Annotated in this window: 23 protein-coding genes; 6 read left to right on the forward strand and 17 right to left on the reverse strand. The window is 36.5% G+C overall.

The annotated features are described in order from the left end of the window. Positions 1–15: 15 nt before the first annotated feature. Genes Xedl_RS40270 through Xedl_RS40310 form a run of 9 tightly spaced genes read right to left on the reverse strand, consistent with a single transcriptional unit; the run spans position 16 to position 7,649 of the window. Positions 16–645, reverse strand: a complete 630-nt coding sequence (locus Xedl_RS40270) for an AAA family ATPase (RefSeq protein WP_074022437.1) — start codon at positions 643–645, stop codon at positions 16–18. Next, positions 638–1,765, reverse strand: a complete 1,128-nt coding sequence (locus tag Xedl_RS40275) for a hypothetical protein (RefSeq protein ID WP_074022438.1) — start codon at positions 1,763–1,765, stop codon at positions 638–640. Before Xedl_RS40275 ends, Xedl_RS40270 begins: the two co-directional genes overlap by 8 nt. Before the next feature lie 8 nt (positions 1,766–1,773). Next, on the reverse strand, positions 1,774–2,571 hold the full coding sequence (locus Xedl_RS40280) for a TauD/TfdA family dioxygenase (RefSeq protein WP_074022439.1): 798 nt from the start codon (positions 2,569–2,571) through the stop codon (positions 1,774–1,776). Positions 2,572–2,584: 13 nt separating this feature from the next. After that, positions 2,585–3,370: a hypothetical protein gene (locus tag Xedl_RS40285; RefSeq protein WP_074022440.1), complete on the reverse strand. Its 786-nt coding sequence runs from the start codon at positions 3,368–3,370 to the stop codon at positions 2,585–2,587. Positions 3,371–3,382: 12 nt separating this feature from the next. After that, a complete protein-coding gene (locus tag Xedl_RS40290; RefSeq protein ID WP_074022441.1) occupies positions 3,383–4,456 on the reverse strand; it encodes a pyridoxal phosphate-dependent aminotransferase in 1,074 nt (357 codons plus the stop codon). Positions 4,457–4,486: 30 nt separating this feature from the next. Further along, the gene (locus Xedl_RS40295) at positions 4,487–5,257 is read right to left on the reverse strand and encodes a phytanoyl-CoA dioxygenase family protein (RefSeq protein WP_074022442.1); all 771 of its coding nucleotides are present in this window, start codon (positions 5,255–5,257) and stop codon (positions 4,487–4,489) included. Continuing rightward, positions 5,254–5,979 (reverse strand): glycosyltransferase, encoded by a 726-nt coding sequence (locus Xedl_RS40300; RefSeq protein ID WP_074022443.1) that lies wholly within the window; start codon positions 5,977–5,979, stop codon positions 5,254–5,256. Before Xedl_RS40300 ends, Xedl_RS40295 begins: the two co-directional genes overlap by 4 nt. After that, positions 5,963–6,790, reverse strand: coding sequence for an MbnB/TglH/ChrH family RiPP precursor modification enzyme (locus Xedl_RS40305; RefSeq protein ID WP_074022444.1), 828 nt, complete (start codon positions 6,788–6,790; stop codon positions 5,963–5,965). The genes Xedl_RS40300 and Xedl_RS40305 overlap by 17 nt, the downstream gene beginning before the upstream one ends. A gap of 10 nt (positions 6,791–6,800) precedes the next feature. Then, entirely contained in the window at positions 6,801–7,649 is an 849-nt protein-coding gene (locus Xedl_RS40310) for a hypothetical protein (RefSeq protein ID WP_074022445.1), read from the reverse strand. 1,563 nt (positions 7,650–9,212) lie between these two features. On the opposite strand from Xedl_RS40310, the gene Xedl_RS40315 reads away from it, so the two are divergent. After that, on the forward strand, positions 9,213–9,566 hold the full coding sequence (locus Xedl_RS40315) for a cupin domain-containing protein (protein WP_083600258.1): 354 nt from the start codon (positions 9,213–9,215) through the stop codon (positions 9,564–9,566). A gap of 105 nt (positions 9,567–9,671) precedes the next feature. Here Xedl_RS40315 and Xedl_RS40320 read toward each other — a convergent pair whose 3' ends face one another. Next, positions 9,672–9,896, reverse strand: a complete 225-nt coding sequence (locus Xedl_RS40320) for an alkylphosphonate utilization protein (RefSeq protein WP_074022446.1) — start codon at positions 9,894–9,896, stop codon at positions 9,672–9,674. A gap of 265 nt (positions 9,897–10,161) precedes the next feature. Beyond that, the gene (rhtA, locus tag Xedl_RS40325; RefSeq protein ID WP_074022447.1) at positions 10,162–11,052 is read right to left on the reverse strand and encodes a threonine/homoserine exporter RhtA; all 891 of its coding nucleotides are present in this window, start codon (positions 11,050–11,052) and stop codon (positions 10,162–10,164) included. 235 nt (positions 11,053–11,287) lie between these two features. On the opposite strand from rhtA, the gene Xedl_RS40330 reads away from it, so the two are divergent. Then, complete coding sequence (locus Xedl_RS40330; protein ID WP_074022448.1) at positions 11,288–11,752, forward strand: GNAT family N-acetyltransferase; 465 nt, start codon at positions 11,288–11,290, stop codon at positions 11,750–11,752. Positions 11,753–11,853: 101 nt separating this feature from the next. Here the strand turns inward: Xedl_RS40330 and Xedl_RS40335 are convergent, their stop codons facing one another. Next, complete coding sequence (locus tag Xedl_RS40335) at positions 11,854–12,849, reverse strand: Gfo/Idh/MocA family protein (protein WP_074022449.1); 996 nt, start codon at positions 12,847–12,849, stop codon at positions 11,854–11,856. A 264-nt stretch (positions 12,850–13,113) separates the two neighbouring features. Between Xedl_RS40335 and Xedl_RS40340 the strand changes: the two genes are divergently transcribed. Then, positions 13,114–14,709, forward strand: coding sequence for an ABC-F family ATPase (locus Xedl_RS40340; RefSeq protein WP_074022450.1), 1,596 nt, complete (start codon positions 13,114–13,116; stop codon positions 14,707–14,709). Between the two features lie 81 nt (positions 14,710–14,790). On the opposite strand, the gene moeB is transcribed toward Xedl_RS40340, so the two are convergent. Both moeB and moeA read right to left on the reverse strand, forming a co-directional pair. Then, positions 14,791–15,546 carry a molybdopterin-synthase adenylyltransferase MoeB gene (moeB, locus tag Xedl_RS40345; RefSeq protein WP_074022451.1) on the reverse strand — a complete coding sequence of 252 codons (756 nt, stop codon included), beginning with the start codon at positions 15,544–15,546 and terminating at the stop codon, positions 14,791–14,793. A 32-nt stretch (positions 15,547–15,578) separates the two neighbouring features. Then, on the reverse strand, positions 15,579–16,832 hold the full coding sequence (gene moeA, locus Xedl_RS40350; protein WP_074022452.1) for a molybdopterin molybdotransferase MoeA: 1,254 nt from the start codon (positions 16,830–16,832) through the stop codon (positions 15,579–15,581). Between the two features lie 210 nt (positions 16,833–17,042). On the opposite strand from moeA, the gene Xedl_RS40355 reads away from it, so the two are divergent. From Xedl_RS40355 to yeiB, 3 genes are all read left to right on the forward strand, one after another. Next, positions 17,043–18,227: a YbfB/YjiJ family MFS transporter gene (locus Xedl_RS40355; RefSeq protein ID WP_074022453.1), complete on the forward strand. Its 1,185-nt coding sequence runs from the start codon at positions 17,043–17,045 to the stop codon at positions 18,225–18,227. A 175-nt stretch (positions 18,228–18,402) separates the two neighbouring features. Further along, positions 18,403–19,071, forward strand: a complete 669-nt coding sequence (gene folE / locus Xedl_RS40360; RefSeq protein ID WP_074022454.1) for a GTP cyclohydrolase I FolE — start codon at positions 18,403–18,405, stop codon at positions 19,069–19,071. A 15-nt stretch (positions 19,072–19,086) separates the two neighbouring features. Next, positions 19,087–20,244: a DUF418 domain-containing protein YeiB gene (yeiB, locus tag Xedl_RS40365; RefSeq protein ID WP_074022455.1), complete on the forward strand. Its 1,158-nt coding sequence runs from the start codon at positions 19,087–19,089 to the stop codon at positions 20,242–20,244. A gap of 149 nt (positions 20,245–20,393) precedes the next feature. Here the strand turns inward: yeiB and sanA are convergent, their stop codons facing one another. From sanA to cdd, 3 genes are all read right to left on the reverse strand, one after another. Then, positions 20,394–21,116: an outer membrane permeability protein SanA gene (gene sanA, locus Xedl_RS40370; protein ID WP_074022456.1), complete on the reverse strand. Its 723-nt coding sequence runs from the start codon at positions 21,114–21,116 to the stop codon at positions 20,394–20,396. A 211-nt stretch (positions 21,117–21,327) separates the two neighbouring features. Further along, positions 21,328–23,025 carry an NAD-dependent malic enzyme gene (locus tag Xedl_RS40375; protein ID WP_074022457.1) on the reverse strand — a complete coding sequence of 566 codons (1,698 nt, stop codon included), beginning with the start codon at positions 23,023–23,025 and terminating at the stop codon, positions 21,328–21,330. 162 nt (positions 23,026–23,187) lie between these two features. Next, positions 23,188–24,072: a cytidine deaminase gene (gene cdd / locus Xedl_RS40380; RefSeq protein WP_074022458.1), complete on the reverse strand. Its 885-nt coding sequence runs from the start codon at positions 24,070–24,072 to the stop codon at positions 23,188–23,190. Between the last annotated feature and the right edge of the window lie 72 nt (positions 24,073–24,144).

Below are 24,144 nucleotides of genomic sequence, written 5' to 3' on the forward strand. Positions count from 1 at the left end.
TCCAATCGCATTGCATCAATGTTCCATCTTGATAACTTGGTTTTGATGTATCTTATAATCATTGATCATTAACCCTTGCAAGAAACTCTCATCATGAGAGCTTAAAATAAAAATTTTTTTGTCGGCAAAGGATTTGATCATCTTCCTAAAAAAAGTGATTGATTTTAAATCAAGACCATTAGTGGGTTCATCAAAAATATAAACATCAACATCAGACATTAATGCTGATGTCAGTAAAAATTTCTTTTTAGTGCCTAAAGACATATTGCCGAATTCTGTATTTAAGTAATGAGAGATATCAAAACCTGTTAAATAATCTACCAAATGAGCGTTATGATTTATCTTTTTATAACGTTTGGTTAAATTAATGATATCAAGGCCAGTAAGAAAATGGTAAAAATTAACTTGGTCAGATAGATAAAAACCTTGCTTTTGCAAGTTGAATAAATGATTTTTATGATCTTTGACAAAATTGATTTTACCTTTATTCATCTTTTTAATGCCAGAAAGGCAAGAAAGAAAGGTTGTCTTGCCAGAACCATTGATGCCAGTGATACGATTTATACCAATATTAAATTGACAATTAACATTTGAGAATATCTTTCTACTACCAACCATCGTCTCCAGTTCAATGATATCAAGCATAAATATATCCTCCTAAACAAGAAAATAAAACTATGGAACATAATGTGAGTAATTTTGTATAGTGTGTCTTTGATAGGTTCATTAGTGCAGTGAAAACAGATATTACATAATAATAAAGAAATAAAACTATATACAATGAATTTGTCACAAAGAGGATGAATACACAACATGAGATAGTAAAAACAGAAAGGCATATACAATAATGAAGAAACCGAAGTTTTTTTGTTGATAGAAAATTAATTAGTTGACAAAGGTGATTTTTATTGGTGTGAATTAAATTATAGAATAATATCATTGAGATATAGAGCATGAATCCAAAATAACCTATTGTAATATAATTGATTTTTTTAGGTGCTTGTTGACAAGCTATATAAGCGGTGAAATATAAAACAACTATTGATGTGATCATATTCACAACAAACGTTTTGTTAGTTGAGAGGAAATAAGATAAATCTATAATATAAGGAGATAAAAGTTTATTAGATAAAACAACACCATTTCTTTGATAATTTTTTTTATCTTTTTTCTCATGAATAAATAGCTGAAAAGAAATGGTTAAAATAATAAAGGTATAAATTAAATTATGTAGTGGACTATATCTAAAAATAGATAGGAAAATAAACAAAAATGATAATATTATGGTGTGAGAGAATTTTAATTCTGACAAGGAAAATCCAATTACGGCAAAAGATATGATCAAGAATAATACAGAAGTGACTTGTGATAATGGATTGACACTATCAGATAATAATCCTATAAAAAAGAAAATAGAAATAGGTATAGCACTATAAGCCATAAAAATAATTCGGCATATAAAGAAAGTTCTTTTGTCTATTAATGATGAAATAAGACTATTTGAGTGTTTTAATGGAAATAACGGTTTTTGTACTGAATAAAAGATAACATATGCCAGCAGGAATATTGATATCAAGTAAAGGGAGGTTATCATGTTATTTGTAGTTATTACATATTGTGATAAATGTATCAATCCGATAAAAATCCCTCCCGCTTTTGCTGGAATAAATAAAAAACATAAAAATAAAATAAGATTTTTATTCCCTGATGCAAATTGTTTTATTTTACCTTTGTATTCTAATATATCTGCAATAAGTAAATTCATTTTTCCTCCTAAAACCAGATTCTATATAGTGTTCTTTTCGAGTTTTTTGGGAAAAATGTTCTGGAATGTAAATAGAGATAATTGCTAAATATAATACATTGATTTTCTTTTAGTTTAAAGAAGATTTGATTTTCTTTTTGATGTATTAGATAATTTATATCTTTAAGCATTTCATAGATTTCTTGAGTGCATTTGAATTCATTAATTAATGGTGAAAATGATATCCCTATGTTTTCTTTTATTTTTAAAAAAATGTTCTTTGTAAACTCATTATTTTTTTTAATGCAAGTGATACAGTCATTATGGAATAATAAATCCACCTTGTCACCATATTTCTCTATAAGTAATTTGTAAATTAATTTAGAATTAACTAATATATTGTCTCCCCCAAATTCAGAGTTTTCTTTACAATAAAGAGCAAGGATATTGGGTTGAATTTTTTCATGACCCTCATCAGTATGTACTGGTTGGGAATAATGAGATTCAAAAAACCACTGTGGATTTTCAATGGCAGTTATTATTTCATATTTATTGTTATACTTATTTTTATTGTTAATGGTTTTTCCTAAAACACTCTCAAGTAGAATAATTATTTCATCTATTTTTTCTTCTGTATCAAATTCGGTAAGATATATAGTGCCGTTAAAATAGATATTGTTAAATATTTCTTTCTTATTTTCTAGAGTGATTTTTTCTTTTTCTATCTTTTTTGTAAAATTTATTCCACTGCTTTTCCTTATATTATATTCTTTTGAGTTTATTGTTTTTTTAATTTCTTCAAATAAGTTTAATTTATTGTATATCATTTTATCCTCTCTTTTAATTTATTATTTTTTTTGATTTTTCAAAAATGTACTTTGAACGTGTTGAGAAAAAATAAATATTTTTTTCTATTGCAATTGAAAATTTTTTACATAAATTTATTATTCTATCGGTTGAACCATGATAATTTGAAAATGAATTTTCATTAAAGAAATTTTTTCTGAACATAAGTATTTCTATGCCAACAATATAACTATGAAATAACGTATATAAAGGGAATTTGTTATCATGAAAAACAGATTTTACTCCTTCTACTTCTATTGTTATAAATTTAGTATCATTTTCCATATGGAAGTGTACTATATCATCAATGAATAGAATCATATGTATTAGCTGATGAAAGATTAGCTCTAAAAAATCTTGATAATTGAAATTATCCTTAAAATCAATAAATGTAAGACCAATGGTGTCTTGTGTAGTTCCATTTGTATATGAAAAAAGTTTGTTTATTACTATTATTTTTATAATTCTATTTATTAATTTGTATATTTGTTCGTTTTTAGATAAAATATTTAACCATTTATAAAATGTGTTGTCTTTTATCATTTTATCAATTTTTTTTGAATTATTAGAGAATTTGTTTTTTAGTGAAATAAGATAGTCATAGCAAAATGGAAATCCTCCTTCATAAGATGTTATTAATGGTGTGTTTTTATCTGGTATATCAGAAAAAACAGAATTTTCTTTTAAAAACTCATCATAATTATAAAATGAGAGATCATAAGAATTTATTGCTTTACTTATAGAGTCTGTAATAGAATTATACCCAAGAATATAGTACATTTTTATACCTCCTTAAAAGGATTTTAGAATCAGGCTATAGATTATGTTGTTTATTTTTTTATTACCAAGAGAAAATCTAATACTATTATTAGTTATTTCTGAATAATTATGAGGAAAAATACTTACTTTTATTCTATGCTTAATTAATTCATGATTAAATTTTGCTATATTGTTTTTGTCTCCTCTAAAAAACACAAAATTAGCTTGGCTGTTTGAAACGAAAACATTTTCTACATTAGATAATTTATTTATTATTTCATCCCTATATTTTTTTATGTTTTTTATGTGCTCTTTATTTATTTTGTTTTTATCTATTATCTCTAGTGCTAACTTAAGTTTTATATCACTTAAAGAATATTGTAGTGAAAATTTATTGATGTATGAAACCATATCTCGGTTCGAAATTAAATATCCAAAGCGAAGTCCAGCAAAACCTATTTTAGAAAAACTTCTAAGGATAATGACATTGTCAAAATTTGTTATAAGTTCCAATGAGGTTGAGTTGTTTTTTGAATAATTAATGTAAGCCTCATCTATAATGATGGGGCATTTGCAATGACTTGCTATTATTTTTAAATCTTCAGTTTTAAATAATACACCTGTTGGGTTATTAGGATTGTCGATAATGATTATTGGATTTGGATTTTTTTTAGCTGCATCAATGAATTTTAATACATCAATATTGAGATTAATATCTAAAGGTATTTTATAAACATTTGTTCTACATATTTTAGATAACCGTGTGAACATAAAAAATGAAGGAGATGGAATTATTATCGTTGTTTTATCGGTAGAAAATGATAGTAAAATAGTTTGGATTATTTCTAAAAGGCCATTACCAAGGAGTATATTGTTATCATAATCAATCTCATGATGTTCACATAATTTATTTTTTATAATATTACAATCAATATTTGGGTATCTATTTATATCACTAAGTTTTATTTTTTCATTTTCTTTTTCAAGATGTAAATTTGTTTGATATGGTAATTCCATTAGGCTTAAATCATACTTTTCATTAGTTGCTTTAAATTCTGGTATTTCATCGTATGTTTCACGGCGGTAAAAAAAACTTTCTTTTAACATAATCAAAGTTCCATATAAAAAGACAATAAATTAAAGGATTTTTAGTGCTAAACTATTTTTCCAGTTTGAGTAGTCACCAATATCATTTCGCTCTATAATTGGAGGAAATGATTTCCTTTTAAATTTAAAATACTCATCTCTAAGATCGCCTTCCAATGAATTATTATATGTAAAAAAAATACATCTTCTTTCCCTTTCTGAAAAATTGATTTTTGACATATGTAATAGAAACGAACTAAATATGAATATATCTCCAGATCTGGCTTGAACAGGGAGCCAGTTATATTTTTTATATGTATTTTCCAATGCTTTTCCTTTATGGTGAGGTATTGTCTTTTTTTTAAATGGGATTTTTGAAATATACAAACAGCCATTACTTATTCTCATATCATCAATAGGTACCATTATGTTAAACATTTCGTTTTTGATAAATTTAGTAAATGCAAGATGATCTTGATGTGGTTTAAATCCTCCTCCTCCTTTTAATTTAAAATTTATTTTATCTTTAAATAATATGTATTTCTTTTCTAATATCTCTGATAGTAGAATTGATAATTTATTTTCTATGAAGTTTATAGCATTGTTTTCTTTGTGATCAATGAAATTTTCAATCCTATTCAAAATTGTCTTTCCATCAATTATGCTAGATTCATAGTATTTCATGATTTTCCCAGGCTCATCTTTCTTATCATAAAGAAATTGAACATAGATATTGAGTGATTTTTTCTCTTTATCGCTAAGGAAATTTTTTATCAGAATATATCCTTTTCTATATAAATCCTTCTTATATTGATTGTTCATATTTTATATAACTCCTCTTTTTTTATTATGTTACATATTTTTTTGTCTAATTTTTCTCTATTATTATATATAGAATAGATGTCTTTATATTTTATCGAAGTACACACCCAGTCATCTTTCCTATCAATGGAAATAATTGATATTTTTTTCTTTTTTGCAATAACAGCTACCCATATGTCAGCCATATTTTTTATTGGAAATGATGACATTGAGAAAGAATAAAGAGATGAATGGTAAGCTAGGGTACCAGTTCCTGGAATATTAACAATAATATCATGATCTAGTGATTTATTAAAATGTATTCCTTTTTTATTTTTGTAATATGAAAAAATTGAATTTTTATCAATGATATTACCATGAACACATATAAAAGCGTTTCTTTCATATTTTTCTATTTTTCCTATGAGTTTTTTCATATAGTCTGGAGGGTATATTAAATCATCATCTAATGTGAATAAATATCCTGTCTTATTCATTAATGGATAAAATTTAGATGCATCTCCAAAATCGCCAAATTGATAGCTCATATATATATTTATTTTATCTCTTTTTAAGAATTCAGGAATTTCTTTATAGCCGTTTAAATATACATTTAATTCATCAACTTGTGGGTATATTGAATGTACAGAAAAAAATAGGTTACACTCCCTTTCTGGTATGCTTGCCATCGATGCGATTTTTAAATCATAATGTTTTATTAACATGTTATTTATATTTTCCATATGTTCTTTTATAAATTTCACGTGCAATATTTATTTCATCAATAATAGTTGTGTAATCATCGATATTAGAATCTCTTTCAATGATTACACCGTAAGTATCTGTCTTTGAAAGAGCAAACTCATATAATTCCCACACCTCTTTCCATATATTATTTGCGTGAGTGTCTACAATCATATCGAATTTGTAAGCTCCACCTGCTAGGTGTATTTCAACTATATGATCTAGAGGTAATTTAAGTAAAAAATCCTTTGGATCAAAATTATGATTTATTGAATTAATGTATAAGTTATTAATATCTAATAGCATACCACAATCACTATCCCTGATTATATTGCTTATGAAATCTATCTCTGACATATCAGAGCCTGGCATTTCATAATAATATGTAATATTTTCAATAATGAAATTTTCGTTTACCTCTGATTTTATTTTTTTGATTTTATCTGTTATTTTGGAACTATTTTCAATAGAAAATTGAATGGGCATTAAATGACCAACTTCAATACGTTCATGTCGTGTGGCAGATAAATGATCACTATACCATTTAGGTTTTTTATCCATGATGATCTTTTTTAATTTTTCAAGATATTGATTATCTAAAATTTCATCGCTCCCTAATGACATATCGAGGCCATGAAAAACAATAGGAATTTCTTTGCAGCATTTTTCTAGATAATAATCTTCTTCATCTAAAAAAAATTTTTCTGAATGTATTTCTAATATATCAATACTTTCAAGGTTTTTTAGGATTTCGGTTGAAAATGATGCTTTATAATTAACACCGACACCAATTTTTTCATATTTACCCATGAATTATACCTCATATATTAAACGATACTAGGTTATTAGATCTAAGGTTTTTGAGAGTAGTTATAAAGCATTCTTTATCTATATTATATAATTTATTAATTTCTTGATATAATTCAGAAAATGATATGACTTTTTTGCATAAAAATATAATGTGATTAATTATATCTCCAATTGATAATGAAATTATTTTTCTTGATTTTTGTTTTTTGTAGAAAAGAATATTTAATTCATTTTTATTTGGTGTTTTTTTTATAGCGTCTTTTGGTAATTTCTTATCAATTAGTGATAACACAGAAATTATATCTATATTGAATTTCTTTATTCTTATTGTTGAATTAGAAGCTATAAATAGTCTCTCAAGATCAATATCATCGATATTGTATTTTAAGTTTTCTTTTGTGTTTGGATTTAAAAGGTTGTTTTGTTGTAAATCGATGAGTAAACTGTTTTTTTCTTTTTCATATATGGCTATGTTTTTTAAAATGTTATCTTTTGTTTTGTTTATTATATGCCTACAAAAAAATATGGATTCGATAATTGGGTTTTTTTTTACTTCATTATCGAAATCTAGGTTCAGCAAATATTTTTCAAATTCATATTCAAATTGCTCTTTGGCGAGATATTTATATAGATAAGGCAAAGCCATTATTAAACCCTCCATTCTTTTGTTTTTTTGTAAAATTGATGATTTGACAAACTTATCTCCATTTTTTCTAAAAAAATCAACTAATATATCTTTATTTTCTTGGGATATATAATTTATTTTCATAAATTTATTAGGGTTTTCATACATCTTTATTGAATATTTAGGGTTTGATATCAATTTAGATAGATAAATGTTTATTTCTTTCATATTCATAGTGGATTTAATCCTTTATAAATCAATGTTTATAGCCTCTTGTTTGAATACTTCCCCCTAACTGGATAGGGGGAAGTATTTTAGTCATGGGCAACCAACGCTATTGCAAAGAACTTCAATAGATGATTCGGATTCTTCAATAAATTCAATTTCCATTATAAAACTCCTATTTACTGTTTATCTTTTACGTGAATATATCATTTTATATAGTTAGCTAACTAAATTGATTTTTAACTTTGACTGTTATTAAGTCAATAGTTTTTTTTTACTATTGATAAAAATGGGATCTATATCAAAAACAATTTAAGTACATATTGATATGTAAGAATTAATTGTCGATTGTTGTTTATGTTTATGTTTATGTTTATGTTTATGTTTATGTTTATGTTTATGTTTATGTTTATGTTTATGTTTATGTTTATGTTTATGTTTATGTTTATGTTTATGTTTATGTTTATGTTTATGTTTTAAAAATGCTTTTTTAAAAAGTAGATGATATTTTTTTTATCTGAGAAAATCCTGTTTTAGCTTATGGTAAATAAAATAACGTTTTTCATATCATAACTTATTAAAAACAATATAAATATAATATTATTGATTTATTGCGGTTATGAACAATAAACTCAAGATTCTGGTATGAGTATAAGTGCCGATAAGACGGAGAATGCTCGAATAACTTGGATGCTGCTCAATCAGAAGTTGGTTTATGAACATTATCTTAATTTGGATTTAAATTAGGATAAGTTTATGTTGGGTTTATTTTTTTTTATTTTAATAAATTAATTTCTCATGATAAATAATTATGAATCAATGTCAATAAGGAATAATTTAGAGATTGTTAGTCAGGTTATATATACCCGCCATTATTAGGGCACTAATGCCTTCAATAATGACGGGTATATATCTAGGGCTGGAACTTACAACCTATTGAGAACACTGTTCTTCAATATAGTTTAAGTTATATCTGGTGCATACATTCGCTATATACCTCTTTAAGGCAAAATTGGTATTTTTTATGATGTTTAATATGCTTGGCACATATAGTACGTGCGCGTTCTTGGCATTTTTCAGATTTATCATTCAATTTTGCTTCTGTTGCAAATGTATTCCAGGATATTAATAGCAGAATAGCTGTGCATAGAGTAAGTGAAGTCTTCATCTTGTAACCTCTATATAAATTTTAATATTTTCAATGTCTTTACTCTGTATCAGAATAAAAACATATTTATCATAAATTCTCTTGGTTGAAATTCCAATCTATTTAGTGTTTTTCTAAGGCTTGATTTATGAATTATTTATTTAATGGATTGATTTTATAAGTGATATTGTTATTTTTTTAGCGAGAAAATTTAATTAGCAGAGGTAATAATTAGTCGCCTGATTTAATATGAGTAATACTATTCAATTTTAATGATGGGGATACTACTCTCGGTGCCAGATAAACTGAATGTTTAAATTTTTTTACCAGTATGTCACTATAAAAAACGGGAAGACTATAATTTCATGGAATGGGCAATTGTTTAAAATTTAAACCAAAAACTAGTTAAAGGAAAAGGATATAACATGAGCCATATTGCCGCATTGAGAAAAATTAATAATTTAAAACAAGAATTTGATTTAATAGAAGAAATTTGGTCACCGAAGGTGATAGCTCAAACAAACGAATATAAGATAATTATATTGCTCGCTGAAGGTGATTTTATATGGCACACACATGAAGATGAAGACAAGGTATTTATGGTTATTGAAGGTGAACTTCGTATAGATTTTAAAAATGATCACGTAATAATAAAGCAAGGTGAGTTTTTTGTAGTACCTAAAGGGGAAGAAAGTAAACCTTCGTCCAAGACATTAACCAAGCTGCTATTAATAGAACCCTATATAGTCGCGAATTCAGATCAGAAGTGTCACGCGTGATTTGAGTTGGAGGCAAGGGCGGGCTGATTAGCTCTTCCTTCTCAAGGATAAATAATATAAAAGTTAATATTATTTATCCTTTAAGCAAGAATAGGATTGTAACTGTTATTTATCTATTTTTTTCAGGAAACAGGTTTTCAGGACTAATCCCTTAATTTTATCGGCATTGCATTCAATTTCATCTTCGCGGTGGGTCAGGCGGATGTTTTTGATCAGCGTGCCGCGTTTCAGTGTCTTGGAAGTCCCTTTGACTTTCAAATCCTTGATAACCTGAACTGAATCACCATCGTTCAGTAATGCGCCGTTAGAATCTTTGACTTCGATATCCATCTTATAGAATCCTCATGTTTATTTTTGAATCAAACAGGGATTATAGAGAGAAAAATGATCTTTTTAAAGGTTTGCGGGATTTTTAAGGTTATAACTTCTTTTTTTAATGTTTTTTCCATCAATATCTGTTGTTGATGGAAAAAGGCCACGGATGCGGCCCTAACTTAATGAGGAATAATATTTTTATTTTATTGCTCAATATTTGTTTCGATAAATCATAGAAATTTATCAAGATCACGGGATCATATCAGTATTTTTAAAGTCATTATTCTACTTTTTCTATTTTAGTTTTCCGCTTAATAGTTGAGGTGGAGCCTATAGAAGCACAAATAATGCAAAAGAGAGCAATCCATTGAATTTTTGTCAAGTGCTCATTAAGGAAGATGATGCCTGATAATGCTCCCAATGCAGGCTCAAGGCTCATTAATGTCCCAAATGTTTTGGCCGGCAGGCGAGTAAGGGCAATCATCTCCAGAGTGTAAGGAAATGCGGTGGATAAAATAGCGATCCCCAGGGCAATAGGCAGCAGAGAAGTATCGAACAGGAGTTCAGTCCCAGTCTGTATTAATCCAATTGGGAAAAAGATAAAGGCAGCAATGAGTGAACCGATAGAGACCGTCGCAGCACCATAGCCCGCCCCAGCACGTTGCCCAAAAATAATATAAAGTGCCCAAAAAACACCGGCTCCCAGTGCGTACACAATACCTATAGGATCGAGGGTATTGACGCTATTCCCGATTGGCAGCAGGAAGCTTAATCCGGCAATGACCATGGCAATCCAGAGAAAATCCAGAGGACGGCGGGAAGAAAACATGGCTACCGCTAAAGGTCCGGTAAACTCAAGCGCAACGGCAATGCCGAGTGGAATTCGGGATAAGGACAGATAAAACAGATAGTTCATTGCTCCCAGGGAAATGCCATAGGCGAAAAGAGGGAGTAATGAAGAACGCTGAAATTTCAGTCGCCACGGTTTAAAAATCAGAAATAGAATAATCGTTCCTAATGCAAGTCTCAGAGCGGTGACACCAGGCGCACCAATGACAGGAAATAATGTTTTAGCCAGTGAGGCTCCGGCTTGGATTGATGTCATTGACAGTAACAATAAAATCACAGGAAGCAGTGGAAAAGAAGCTGCCCGATGTTTGGAAAGAGACATTTTAAAAAAACCTCAGTTACAACGTGTTATTTAAGAGATGCCATCTTCGCAGTGAAACAGATATAACTCAACAGTATTATCAGTTGCATGTTTGTTAATAGAGAGTGTTGTGGCTTCGTCGGGGGATTTTGGCACATTGGAGGTATTCAGTGAGGGGACTTGATCGTTTTAATAATTATATTATCCTGTTGGTGGAAATTCATACTGACTCATTAAAAATAATCGAGAGAATATAATGATAATAAAAACGGCTACTATGCAGGATATTGAGTCTATTTTATCTCTTTATCGTGTATTGTTCAGTGAAATGGCGGCGTTGCAGCCGGATAGAATGCAAGTGGCTGAACAAGAAAGAGATTTTATTGCTTCCAATATCAATAACGATAAATTTCATTTATTAGTTGCAGAAGATGAGAATGGCAGCATTAAAGGTTTTGCTATTGCTCAAGAGCAAACGACGGCTCCCTTTAATTGCCTGGTTCCGAGAACTTATGGTTATGTTTTTGACTTAATGGTGAGTCAGGATGCCAGAAATCTTGGAATTGGCCAGAAATTACTGGCTGGTATGAAAAAGTGGGCGCAAGAAAACCATTATTCACACCTTGAACTGAGCGTATTATCTCAGAATGTTGATGCGATACGTTTTTATATCAGGGAAGGGTATCAAGAAACCAGCAGAACGATGGCGCTTACCTTGTGATCAGGAATAATATATTAAAACCATCAAAGCGATACTTTGATGGTTATTGTAATCGTTAAAGTAGCCAATTTACCCTGCATAAATTAAGGAAGTTTAAAAATTTATACAACTTGCCGCTCCCGATACTCTTTTAATACTTCATCAATAACCCAACTGGTGCGAGCGGCAGATTCACCTGTGGATGGGCAACTACCATTACCCTGTATGTTATTAATAACCGTCTGAATGAATGGCATTTGGATATGTTTGGGGTTGTCGAAATGGTATTGGTGTAGTTGGTTATTTTCGTCATAGTGTGAAATGGGGGAATCACCAAATGTGGCAAAAACTATTTTGCCTTTTGTACCGATAATTTCGACTTTATCCTCGCGAGAACTGGCGACAAAATTCCAAATGCCAACTCCCTGAACATGATTCTCGAACACAAATGACATGGAAACACAGTCTTCGGCGGGATAGGCTTTTGCCTGTGAATGGGCGTGTCCTTTGACTGAGATAATTTTGCCCAGCAGAAAATCCAATATATCGAGTGTATGGCAAGCTAAATCAACAAATAAGCCACCACCAGCTATTTCGGGTTTAACAAACCAGGGTAAGTTATCAGGATCTTGATAGATAGAGGACATTTCCCGGAATTGCATGCAATTGACAATTCGTGGTGTACCAATTGCGCCAGAATCAATTAACGCTTTTATTTTAATAAATCTCGGTAATGCTCTGCGATAATAAGCGACGAACAGGGAAACTTTTTGAAATTGGCAGATGGCAATCATTTCGTTACATTCTTCAAATGTTAATGCCATCGGCTTTTCGACATAAACACTTTTACCGGCCTGTGCTGCTAAAATAGTGTATTTCTTATGGGTAGAAGGTGGGGTAGCAATATAAACGGCATCAACTTCCGGATCATTAATTAAAGATTCGGCATCCGAGTACCATTTTCGAATATTGTGCCGTTCGGCAAAATCTTTGGCTAAATTCGCATTGCGCCGCATGACGGCAACTAATTCTGAATTCTCTAACTTATAAAAAGCAGGGCCACTTTTTACTTCTGTTACATTACCACAACCTATAATACCCCATCTTACTTTTTGCATTGTATTCTTTCCGGTATATCGAATTGTTGAGTTGTAAAATTCAGAGTGAAGTTTATAACAGTGCCTTTTTTTGTTCTATATTTCACAGTGTAATAGGTTAGATTTTTCATGAAAAATAATGAATATTCAGTATGTTATTTGAGGTGTTGCCCTGACTTTAACAGTGAGTAACGCATTCTGGCGATACTTTTTTTCTGTTGTGGCATAATGCGCGGCTATCGGTTTTATCATCTCCCTTTTTATTCACTTATAAGAGCAACAGTTGTGTTAAGTACAAACAACATCACTATGCAGTTTGGCAGTAAGCCACTGTTTGAAAATATTTCTGTCAAATTCGGCAACGGTAACCGCTATGGTTTGATTGGGGCGAATGGCGCAGGCAAATCCACTTTCATGAAAATCCTGGGCAGAGATTTAACGCCAACTTCTGGTAATGTCAGCCTTGATCCTAATGAGCGTCTGGGTAAATTGCGTCAGGATCAGTTTGCTTTCGAAGAATATACCGTGTTGGATACTGTCATCATGGGGCACTCGGAGCTATGGGAAGTCAAACAAGAGCGTGACCGCATTTATGCGATGACAGAAATGAGCGAAGAAGATGGCTACCGTGTCGCCGATCTGGAAGTCGCTTATGGTGAGATGGATGGTTACAGTGCAGAAGCGCGTGCCGGCGAATTGTTGCTGGGGGTTGGTATTCCTGTTGAGCAACATTATGGCTTAATGAGTGCAGTGGCTCCGGGCTGGAAATTGCGTGTATTGCTGGCACAAGCCCTGTTTTCCGATCCTGACGTCTTGCTGCTCGATGAGCCAACCAACAACCTGGATATTGATACTATCCGCTGGTTGGAGGAAGTGCTCAACGAACGTAACAGCACGATGATCATCATTTCCCATGACCGTCATTTTCTGAATACGGTATGTACCCATATGGCTGATTTGGACTATGGCGAACTGCGTTTGTTCCCAGGCAATTATGATGAGTATATGATTGCCGCAACGCAAGCTCGTGAACGTCTGCTGGCTGATAATGCCAAGAAAAAGGCTCAGATTGCTGAATTGCAATCATTCGTTAGCCGTTTCAGTGCGAATGCATCCAAATCTAAACAGGCAACTTCCCGTGCCCGTCAGATTGATAAGATCCAGTTGGAAGAAGTGAAAGCTTCCAGCCGTCAGAATCCTTATATCCGTTTTGAGCAAGAGAAAAAACTGTTCCGTAACGCACTGGAATTGGAGGGCTTGACCAAGGGTTACGATAACGGGGCACTGTTCAAGAACCTGAATCTGCTGATGGAAGTCGGCGAAAAGATGGCGGTAATCGGTGAAAACGGTATCGGTAAAACAACACTCCTGAAGACCTTAGTGGGTGAAGAAACGCCAAATAGCGGCACAATTAAGTGGTCTGAAAATAGCACAATTGGCTATTATGCGCAGGATCATGCCAGTGATTTTAACTGTGATATGACCGTATTTGAGTGGATGAGCCAATGGAAGCGCGAAGGCGATGATGAGCAGGCAGTCCGCAGTATTCTCGGCCGTTTGTTGTTTGGGCAGGATGATATCAAGAAGAAAGTCGGTGTACTTTCCGGTGGTGAGCAAGGCCGGATGCTGTTTGGCAAGCTGATGATGCAGAAGCCTAACATTCTGGTTATGGATGAACCAACTAACCACCTGGATATGGAGTCTATCGAATCTTTGAACCTTGCGCTGGAACTTTATCAGGGCACGTTGATTTTCGTTTCTCATGACCGTGCATTTGTTAGCTCACTGGCTAGCCGTGTTCTGGAAATTAAATCCGATAACGTTATTGATTTCAAAGGTACTTATGATGAGTATCTGAAAAGTCAGGGTATTGTCGGGTAAGCCGGATTTGTATTGGAAGAGAAACATCCAGCCAGATTTGGCTGGATGTTTCTTTATCAGAATAAGTTTCCAACGACATATTCATTGCGACTGGCAAATTTCACACAAGGGATCTTTCCGCAATGTCATTTGGCGAAATTGCATGGTCATTGCATCGAAAAGTAATACTTTACCACGACAGGTTTGCCCGTATTGGGTTAATAGTTTAATGGTTTCCATTGCCAGCAAGGCGCCGATAGTGCCTACTAATGGCGCCATGACACCGGCTTCAACACAAGTCAGACTGTTTTCACCAAACAAGCGGCTCAGGCAACGATAACAAGGCTCTTTCGGTTGGTAAGTAAAGACAGAAAGCTGGCCTTCCATGCGGATCGCAGCACCCGATACCAATGTTATTTTACGTCCATAACACAAGCGATTGAGCTGTTCACGAATGGCAATATTATCTGTACAGTCGAGCACAATTTTGTGTTGGCTGATTAGCTCATCTAATGCCGGATCATCCAGTAACCCTTCAATGGGGTTGATGGTGATGTGTGGATTGATCTCCCGCAGGGTCAGCGCCGCAGAATGCACTTTTGCCATACCAATGCGTTCATCGCGATGCAGGATCTGCCGTTGCAGATTGGAAAGGGAGACCGTATCAAAATCCAGCAGGCTAATTGTCCCAATACCCGCCGCTGCAAGATATTGGGAAGCTGCACAACCCAGTCCCCCCGCACCCACTATTAACACCTTGGCTGATTTTAATGTTTCCTGCCCGTCGAAATCGAAACCACGCAAGATAATCTGTCGGTTATAACGCAAAGTTTCTTCATCAGTAAGTTCGACTGTCATTTTTCGGTATCTTATTATTGGTTTTTCAGTGATTAATTTTTCAGTAAATAGTTGAAAAATTCAATTTGCACGGTTTCACCCGCAGCAACATGTCCACGTTCCCGTTCCAACACAATAAAACAGTTGCCGAGACTGTATGAACTAAAGATATGCGAGCCTTGATGACCCGTAGTTTGTACCTCTAATTCACCATATTCATTCAGTGAAGCAATACCGCGTTGGAAATCCAGTCTGCCAGGGGATTTTTTCAAGGGGGTTGTTGTCTTGGCTGTGAGACGCATAGGCGGTTGCCATGCGGTAAAACCCGATAGATGGGCAATCAATGGTTGTACTAATTGGTAGAAGGTGAGTACGGCAGACACCGGATTGCCGGGTAAGCCGCAGAACCAGGCATTTTCCAATTTGCCAAAGGCGAAAGGCTTACCCGGTTTAATGGCGAGTTTCCAAAAACTGATTTTTCCTGCTTCTTCTAAGATTTGCTTGGTGTAATCCGCTTCACCAACAGAAACGCCACCGCTGCTGATCACTAAATCAGCTCGTTTATCTGCTTCGATAAAGGCCTGACGCAATGCATCGGGATCATCGCGGATTACGCCAAGATCGATGATGTCACAACCCATTTTTTCCAACATCAGGCGAATAGCAAATCGGTTGGTATCGTAAATTTGACCTGCCTGTAAGGGTTCACCGATGGCTTGTAATTCGTCGCCGGTAGAAAAAATGGCAACTTTCAGTTTGCGGACAACATCAACCGTTGCAATGCCTAGTGAAGCAATTAGCGGTAATTGTGCTGTGGAGAGTTTAATCCCTTTTGCTAATACCACCGTATTTTGGTGGATGTCTTCACCGATGGAGCGAATGTTTTGCTTCGGTTTTACCGGATGAGTGAAGCGAATTCCTGTTTCGGTAACTTCCGTTTGTTCTTGCATAACAACGGCATCTGCGCCTGCAGGAATGGGAGCACCGGTCATAATACGAATGCAACTGCCCGCCGGCCATTCCTGCTGAAATGGCATACCCGCCAGCGCTTTTCCTGCCATTGGCAAGGTTTGGTTTTCGCTAAGATCTGCAAGGCGAATAGCATAACCATCCATTGCTGAGTTATCAAACGAGGGTACGTTGATCGGGGAAATGATATCAGTGGCGGTAATTCTGCCCGTAGACTCGGTCAGGCTAATGGTTTCTGTCGTGATGAGTGGGGTAGCGGTGAGGGGAATGGTGTGGGTCAGTAATTTTTCGAGTGCTTGATCAAGTGAGATTAAGTCTGAGGCATGACAGTGATCCATAAGAAACTCCCTATACGCCGCAAATTGCGGACAAGTGTTTATGCTTATATTGAATGCATTATGGCAAAGATTGCATTGATGGGGAATGACAGGTAATGGCGACTATCACAGAGGAAGGGGTTGTTAATAAAAGATGTATATTATATTCATGGTTTGTTATAACTGAATAATACCCACCAAATCAATTAATTTTATTACTATTTAATCACTATGAAAAATCAAACTGTTGCATCTGGTAGTCGTAACTATCAATCTTTTCAGATTGCATTAAGCGGTTTTTTCGCTTTGGTTGTTGCAATGGGAATAGGACGCTTCACTTTTACCCCACAAGTTCCATTGATGATCGCTGAGTCCCAACTCACATTAACGAGTGTGGGAATAGTTGCAGCATTCAATTACCTCGGCTATCTGGCGGGTTCTTATGATGCCATGCGAGCGCAACGTTTTGTGGAATATCGTTTGTGGAGCGGTTTATGGGGAGCCGTCATTATCACCCTGCTTTCCGCATTGTTGGATGGACCCATATTGCACAGTATTGCCCGCTTTTTTATCGGCTGGGCAAGTGGCTGGACGTTGGTATTGGTAGCCGCATGGTCAAATGATGAATTAGCAAAATTAAATCGTCCAGGATTGAGTGCCGCCGTTTTTTCAGGGACGGGTGTGGGGATCTTTATTAGTGGCATGCTAGCAATTGGGATTCAATCCTGGCAGATGAGCGCCGCCAGTGCGTGGATATTATATGGCGTTCTGGCGCTGTTATTCAGTATTTATGTCAGTCGTTATCTGCCTCGCAGCGGTGAATTACACCGTCCGCAGACGGCGATCCAAACACTGAGTATGACACCAGAAATCAAGCGATTGGTGTGGTGTTATAGTTTGGCTGGGTTTGGCTATATTTTGCCTGCGACGTTTCTTTCCCAAATGGCGACAGAGCGTTTTCCTGATAGCTTGTTTGCCCAGTTTGTCTGGCCAATATTTGGTGGTGCTTCGGTCATTGGTATCATGCTGGGAATTTTGCTGCGTCATGTAGCAACATCTCAAATCCGTCTGGCGGTCACGTTATGGCTTCAGGCACTGGGTATTTTAATTGCGGAAATATTACCGGATATTGGTGGTTTGATGATTGGGGCATTGCTGATAGGTGGTGGATTTATGTGTGTAGTGCAGCTTGCTTTGCAGTATGGCCGTGAATTGGCTCCCGATCATGCTCGATATATGGCGGGATTACTGACCACGGGTTATGCGCTGGGGCAATTGGTAGGGCCCATGTTATCAGCTACTTCGACATGGCTGACAGGCAAATTGGAGCCTGCACTGTATATCGCATTTATTGGGTTGCTCATTGCCGGATTGCTGGTATTTTATCGCACCAATACTCATCGTGAACCATCCTGATTTGGTGCATTGATGATGTACAGGTATAGTTCTGCGCCTATTCGTGTATACGATATAGGCGCAGAACAAGATAAATAAAATAGATATTGTATGGTATTACATTCGCTGATATCTGCGTAAAATAAGTGTCCCGATTTCCCGTCAAGTAACGGAAATATTTACCTTGGAGAAACTGATGTCATCCCTAAGTACAGAAGCTGCGCTGGTGCATTCGGCACTGGTTGAACGTGGCCTTGAAACCCCATTGCGTGGACCCACCTTGGCGCCAGAAGTGCGTAAAGCACGCATTGAGGAACATATGACAGAAATTATGAAGTTGTTAAATCTTGATTTGAGTGATGACAGTTTGGCAGATACGCCGGGTCGTATCGCGAAAATGTATGTGGATGAGATTTTCTCAGGGTTAGATTATAACAATTTCCCGAAAATTACGCTGATAGAAAATAAAATGAAAGTGGATGAAATGGTGACAGTGCGTGATATTACAATGACCAGCACCTGTGAACACCACTTTGTCACTATTGATGGCAAAGCCACGGTTGCTTATATTCCGAAAGATAAAGTCATTGGCTTGTCAAAGATTAACCGCATTGTCCAGTTTTTTGCCCAGCGCCCGCAAGTGCAGGAGCGTTTAACACAGCAGATTTTGATTGCACTACAAACCCTGCTTGGCACAAATAATGTCGCTGTTTCCATCGATGCTGTCCATTATTGCGTGAAAGCGCGTGGTATTCGCGATGCGACCAGTACCACAACGACGACTTCGCTGGGTGGATTATTTAAAACCAGCCAGAATACACGACAGGAATTCCTGCGTGCTGTGCGTCATTTGCACTTATCATGATGAATTTCTATTACTATGAAACACAGTTGTAATGGGGTAATGTGCCAGAGAATTGAGATACTTGATAGCGTGCGCGGTTTTGCCATTTTGGGAATATTGCTGCTGAACATTTCCAGTTTTGCCTTGCCATATGCAGCCTATATGAATCTGTTTTATAAAAATTCAGTCTCGTTCTCTGACGTGATGACATGGTCTGTATTGAACACCTTTACTCAGGGAAAGTTTTTGTTCATTTTGACGCTGTTGTTCGGAGCATCACTCGAATTGCTTCGGCAGCGGGGGCGTGATTGGAATATCCCCAGGTTACTGGTTTTGGCTGTTATTGGTTTATTGCATGGTGTTTTGCTATGGGATGGCGACATTTTGTTGTCATATGGCGTTGTTGGCTTATTGGCATGGCGTTTTATCCATAATCGTCAAAAATTGTTTGGTACAGCGGTAACTTTCTATTTATTTGGCGTCATGATGTTTTACCTTCTGGGGCTTTTTCCCTTAGCGGAAAATAATTCATTTTGGCAGCCTACACCGGAAGATATTTCTTATGAAAGCGACTGGAAAATGTATGGTGGATTATTAGCCATAGAGTACCGGATTCGTCAGATAAGCGGCGCGATGATTGTGGTGATTGTGCAATATGGCTGGCAAATAATGGGTGTCATGCTTTGTGGTGCTATGTTGCTGCGTAATGGTTGGTTAAAAGGGGAATTCAGCCGTAAGCATTACCGCCGATTAGCATTATGCCTGATCCCCGTTGGTTTGACGATTCAGGTTATTGCCTTGTCGATACAATATTTATATCCCTACAGTTATTTTGCATCCTGGACTGTCCGTTATACCATCACTGAATTGGCAACACCCTTGTTGGCATTGGCTTATATCGCACTGTTCTATGGGTTTTGGCCTGCTATTTCCCGTTGGAAACTCACGTTTTGGCTCCGGCAGGTCGGGAAAATGGCACTGAGTAGCTACTTGTTGCAAACACTGGTTTGTACCACACTTTTTTATCGCTTTGAGTTATTTGGGCAGTTTAGCCGTTTGGAGTTAATAGCATTTATTCCCTTTATCTGGGCATTGAATATCTGGTTTGCTTGCTGGTGGTTGAAACGTTATTCCCAGGGGCCGATGGAAAAGCTCTGGCGCAGTTTAACAGTAAAGTTGGCAGGTAAAGTTTAGCAAAAGCGTTGCCATCCATTTTACCTCTGACGGATTTTAACAGGTTAACAGATTTCAGGTTGCAGTTTTAGTTTTGTCGGTAAACTGCAACTTGAAAGATCGAGGGCAAGAAGCTGATTAAATAGGTTGCTCTGATTTTTTATCCATTTTTATTTCCTTTGCGGCTTCCTTTCTAATTCTTGTAACTCTTCTGGTGATACCGCAGGGTAACCGTGAATTCCTGTTGGTACAGTATGTGGGACAGGGATCGGCATTAATGGGCCTAAAAATCGAGGTTCACGGTTTAAAATATAGAGATCAGTCAAGGCACCGAGACGCGCTAATACTTCCCTCAGACGGATGGTCATCATATTCTTGGGGGAGGGAACTACATAACATTGCGCTTCTATACCAAAATGCATAGCGATAAACAGGGCCCGTTCGCAATGAAAGCGCTGAGTGATGATAGTAAAATCGTTGGTATCAAATACCTTGCGGGTTCTGACAACCGAGTCTAATGTTCTGAAACCGGCAAAATCCATCACAATGTTACTGGCTGGAATTCCTGCTTTGATCAAATCCTTCCGCATGGTAATTGGCTCATTATAACTATGCTGGGCGTTATCCCCACTCAATAGCAGGTATTTGACTTTACCGCTGTTGTAAGCATTAACCGCTCCTTGGATCCGATAGAAATAATATTGGTTATATTTACCGGTTTTATAATATTTGGATGTGCCGAGTACCATACCGACTTCTCGCTCAGGCAGTTGCCTGACATCATCAAAAATGTAAGGAGCGGTTTTCCAGCTAACCCAACGGTCAAGCATAATGGCTGCCAATATAAGGACAGCAATGATAAAAATGAGACCAGTAATCAGGCGCTTCCACATGATGTTTGTTTGCCTTATATGTGCTGATGAGTCAATGCCTTAAAGGCTACTTGACTTGAAATATTGAAGCAAGTTTTGGGGGATCATATCGGAACTAAACGGATTCAATTTAAAAAATATAAAGCAATTATTTATGATTTATCTGGCTGGATGATTATTGGGTTATTTTTCAAGCCTGCCAATATAACTGGCAGGCTTATTACCCATATTATCAAAATGAAGTGCGTTTATAGATGCGATATTCTGGTTTCCAGAAATTGCGTTCAATCGCTTCATCCAATGCATCTTCCGATGTAACAATCGCTACGCCTTGAATTTGGGCTTTTTTCGCCACTTCTTTGGCTATTTTGCGGGAAACATCCTGGATATCATCAATCAGTGGCAACAATGGGCCAGAGCCTATTTGTGCCAGTGGTGAACAATCCGCTAATGCGCGGCTGGCAGCCATCAACATATCATCGGTAACACGTTTAGCGCCGGCGGCGATAACGCCTAAACCGATCCCTGGGAAGATATAGGAGTTGTTACATTGTGCGATTGGATATTCCTGACCGTCATATTTTACTGGAGCAAACGGGCTTCCTGTCGCAACCAATGCCTTGCCTTCCGTCCAGTTGATGATGTCTTCTGGACGAGCTTCCACACGTGATGTCGGGTTGGAAAGAGGCATCACGACTGGACGTTCACAATGTTTGTGCATTTCACGGATGATCTCTTCGGTGAACAGACCCGATTGACCAGAAACCCCAATCAGGACTGTCGGTTTGGCATTGCGAACCACATCCATCAATGAGAGAGAATCGCTGGTAGCATCCCACGATTGTAAGGCAGCGCTTTTCTGTACCAATGCACTTTGGAAATCCAGCAAGTTTGGCAGCTTGTCAGTCAAGAGGCCAAAGCGGTCAACCATAAACACGCGGGCACGAGCCTGTTCATCACTCAATCCTTCCGATTTCATTTGAGCAATGATCTGCTCTGCAATACCGCAGCCAGCAGAGCCAGCCCCAAGGAATGCCACGGTTTGATCTTTCAATTGGCGACCTGCCGCACGGCTGGCGGCAATCAGGCTACCCAAGGCAACGGCGGCGGTGCCCTGGATATCATCATTGAAGCAGCAAAGCTCATCGCGGTAGCGGTTCAACAGTGGCATGGCGTTGTTTTGGGCAAAATCTTCAAATTGCAGCAGTACGTTAGGCCAGCGACGTTTTACTGCTTGAATAAATTCATCCACAAATTCATCATACTCTTTGCCAGTAATACGTGGATGGCGCCAGCCCATATACAGTGGGTCATTGAGGCGCTGTGGGTTATTTGTCCCTACATCCAGAACCACAGGCAGGGTATAAGCAGGGCTGATCCCGCCACAGGAGGTATACAGTGACAGTTTACCGATAGGGATCCCCATGCCCCCGATGCCCTGATCACCCAGACCAAGGATGCGTTCACCGTCGGTAACAACGATAACTTTTACATTCTGCTTGGTAGCATTTTGCAGCATGTCATCAATGTAAGCCCGATTTGGGTAGGAGATAAACAGACCACGAGCACGACGGTAAATGTCAGAAAAGTGTTCACACGCAGCACCAACGGTTGGCGTGTAGATAATAGGCATCATTTCGCTTAAGTGGGCATCAAGGAGACGATAGAACAGCGTTTCGTTGGTGTCTTGAATATTCCTTAAATAAATGTGTCTATCAATATCATTTTTGAAATCGACATATTGACGGTAGGCGCGTTCTGCCTGCTCTTCTATTGTTTCAACCGCCTGCGGCAATAAGCCATGCAAGTTGAAATTACTACGTTCTTCTTCTGTAAAGGCACTGCCTTTATTCAGCAGAGGAAATTCCAACAAGATGGGGCCAGCGTAGGGAATATAGAGAGGACGTTTACTTTCGTGTTCCAGTTCCATGATGCTTACTCTTTGAACTTATCAATAACAAAATCGGCTACCGATCCTAAGAAGATAAAAACAATAAGTACAGTAAATGTTACTTAGATATGATTATCATGAGCAAAAATGAGAGATAACATGCAGAATTAGCTAATAAAATGTTATTGGATGATGTGCATGTCAAAACATATGCCGTTCTATTTTTGTACAGCCGAGGGCAGTTAGTGTGCATTCTGTCGCACTCCATTGTGATAAATGGTTATTTTCACCTTCTACCAGTACTGCCCGCGTGATGGATTGACAATTGCCGCCTGCCATATTCATGAAAATGAGTGCTGCCTGTAATGGAGGCAGGCTTGGGTTGAATGCCGCATTTTCTGCATAACGGCCGGTATAAATTTTTCCTTGTTCATCTTGCAAAGCAATTCCTGCATGGGATTGACTATAAGGTGCATGGCTGCGGTTTGCTGCATCCAATGCTGCTTGCACCAATTCGTCACGGGTAGTTAATTGATAGCCGTGATTAACCTCATCCAGCAACAATGGTGTGTCGGCTAAATCGAGTGGGCCAAAGGCTTCTGGCAGGTAGTCGGCCAACGTTAATGGTGGACGGTTGGGAAGGTAAACCTCCAATTGTGTTCCACTATTCAGTTCATTCATAAATTGTCGGCAATGGCCACAAGGTGAATAGTTGACAGTAATGGCAACCAGCTTTTTCTCGCCACGTAGCCAGGCGTGTGTGATGGCTGATTGTTCTGCATGGACAGTTTGCTGTAATGGGACGCCAGCGAATTCCATATTGGCACCGAAATAGAGATTACCACTTTCTCCCCGTGCAATTGCTCCAACATAAAAATGGGAAATAGGGGCAAGGGAATAGGCTGCTGCAAGTGGCAATAAGGCTAATGCCAGTGTTTGATCATCGAATCCGCTGAATTGTTTGATTGACCCCACTTGCTCTGCTGTCAGCATGGCTGGGAAATCGTCGTTGCGAATATAAGGTAACAGGGTTTTTTGCAGTTCAGGTGTCATTTCTGACCAAATAGCGTGAAAACGAGCTTGCATAGAATGATCTCCAAATTAATTGAAGGTCATTCTAGGACGTCTGTTCAGGTTTGCAATGTGATAAATAGCATA

The sequence above is a fragment of the Xenorhabdus eapokensis genome (assembly GCF_001908105.1).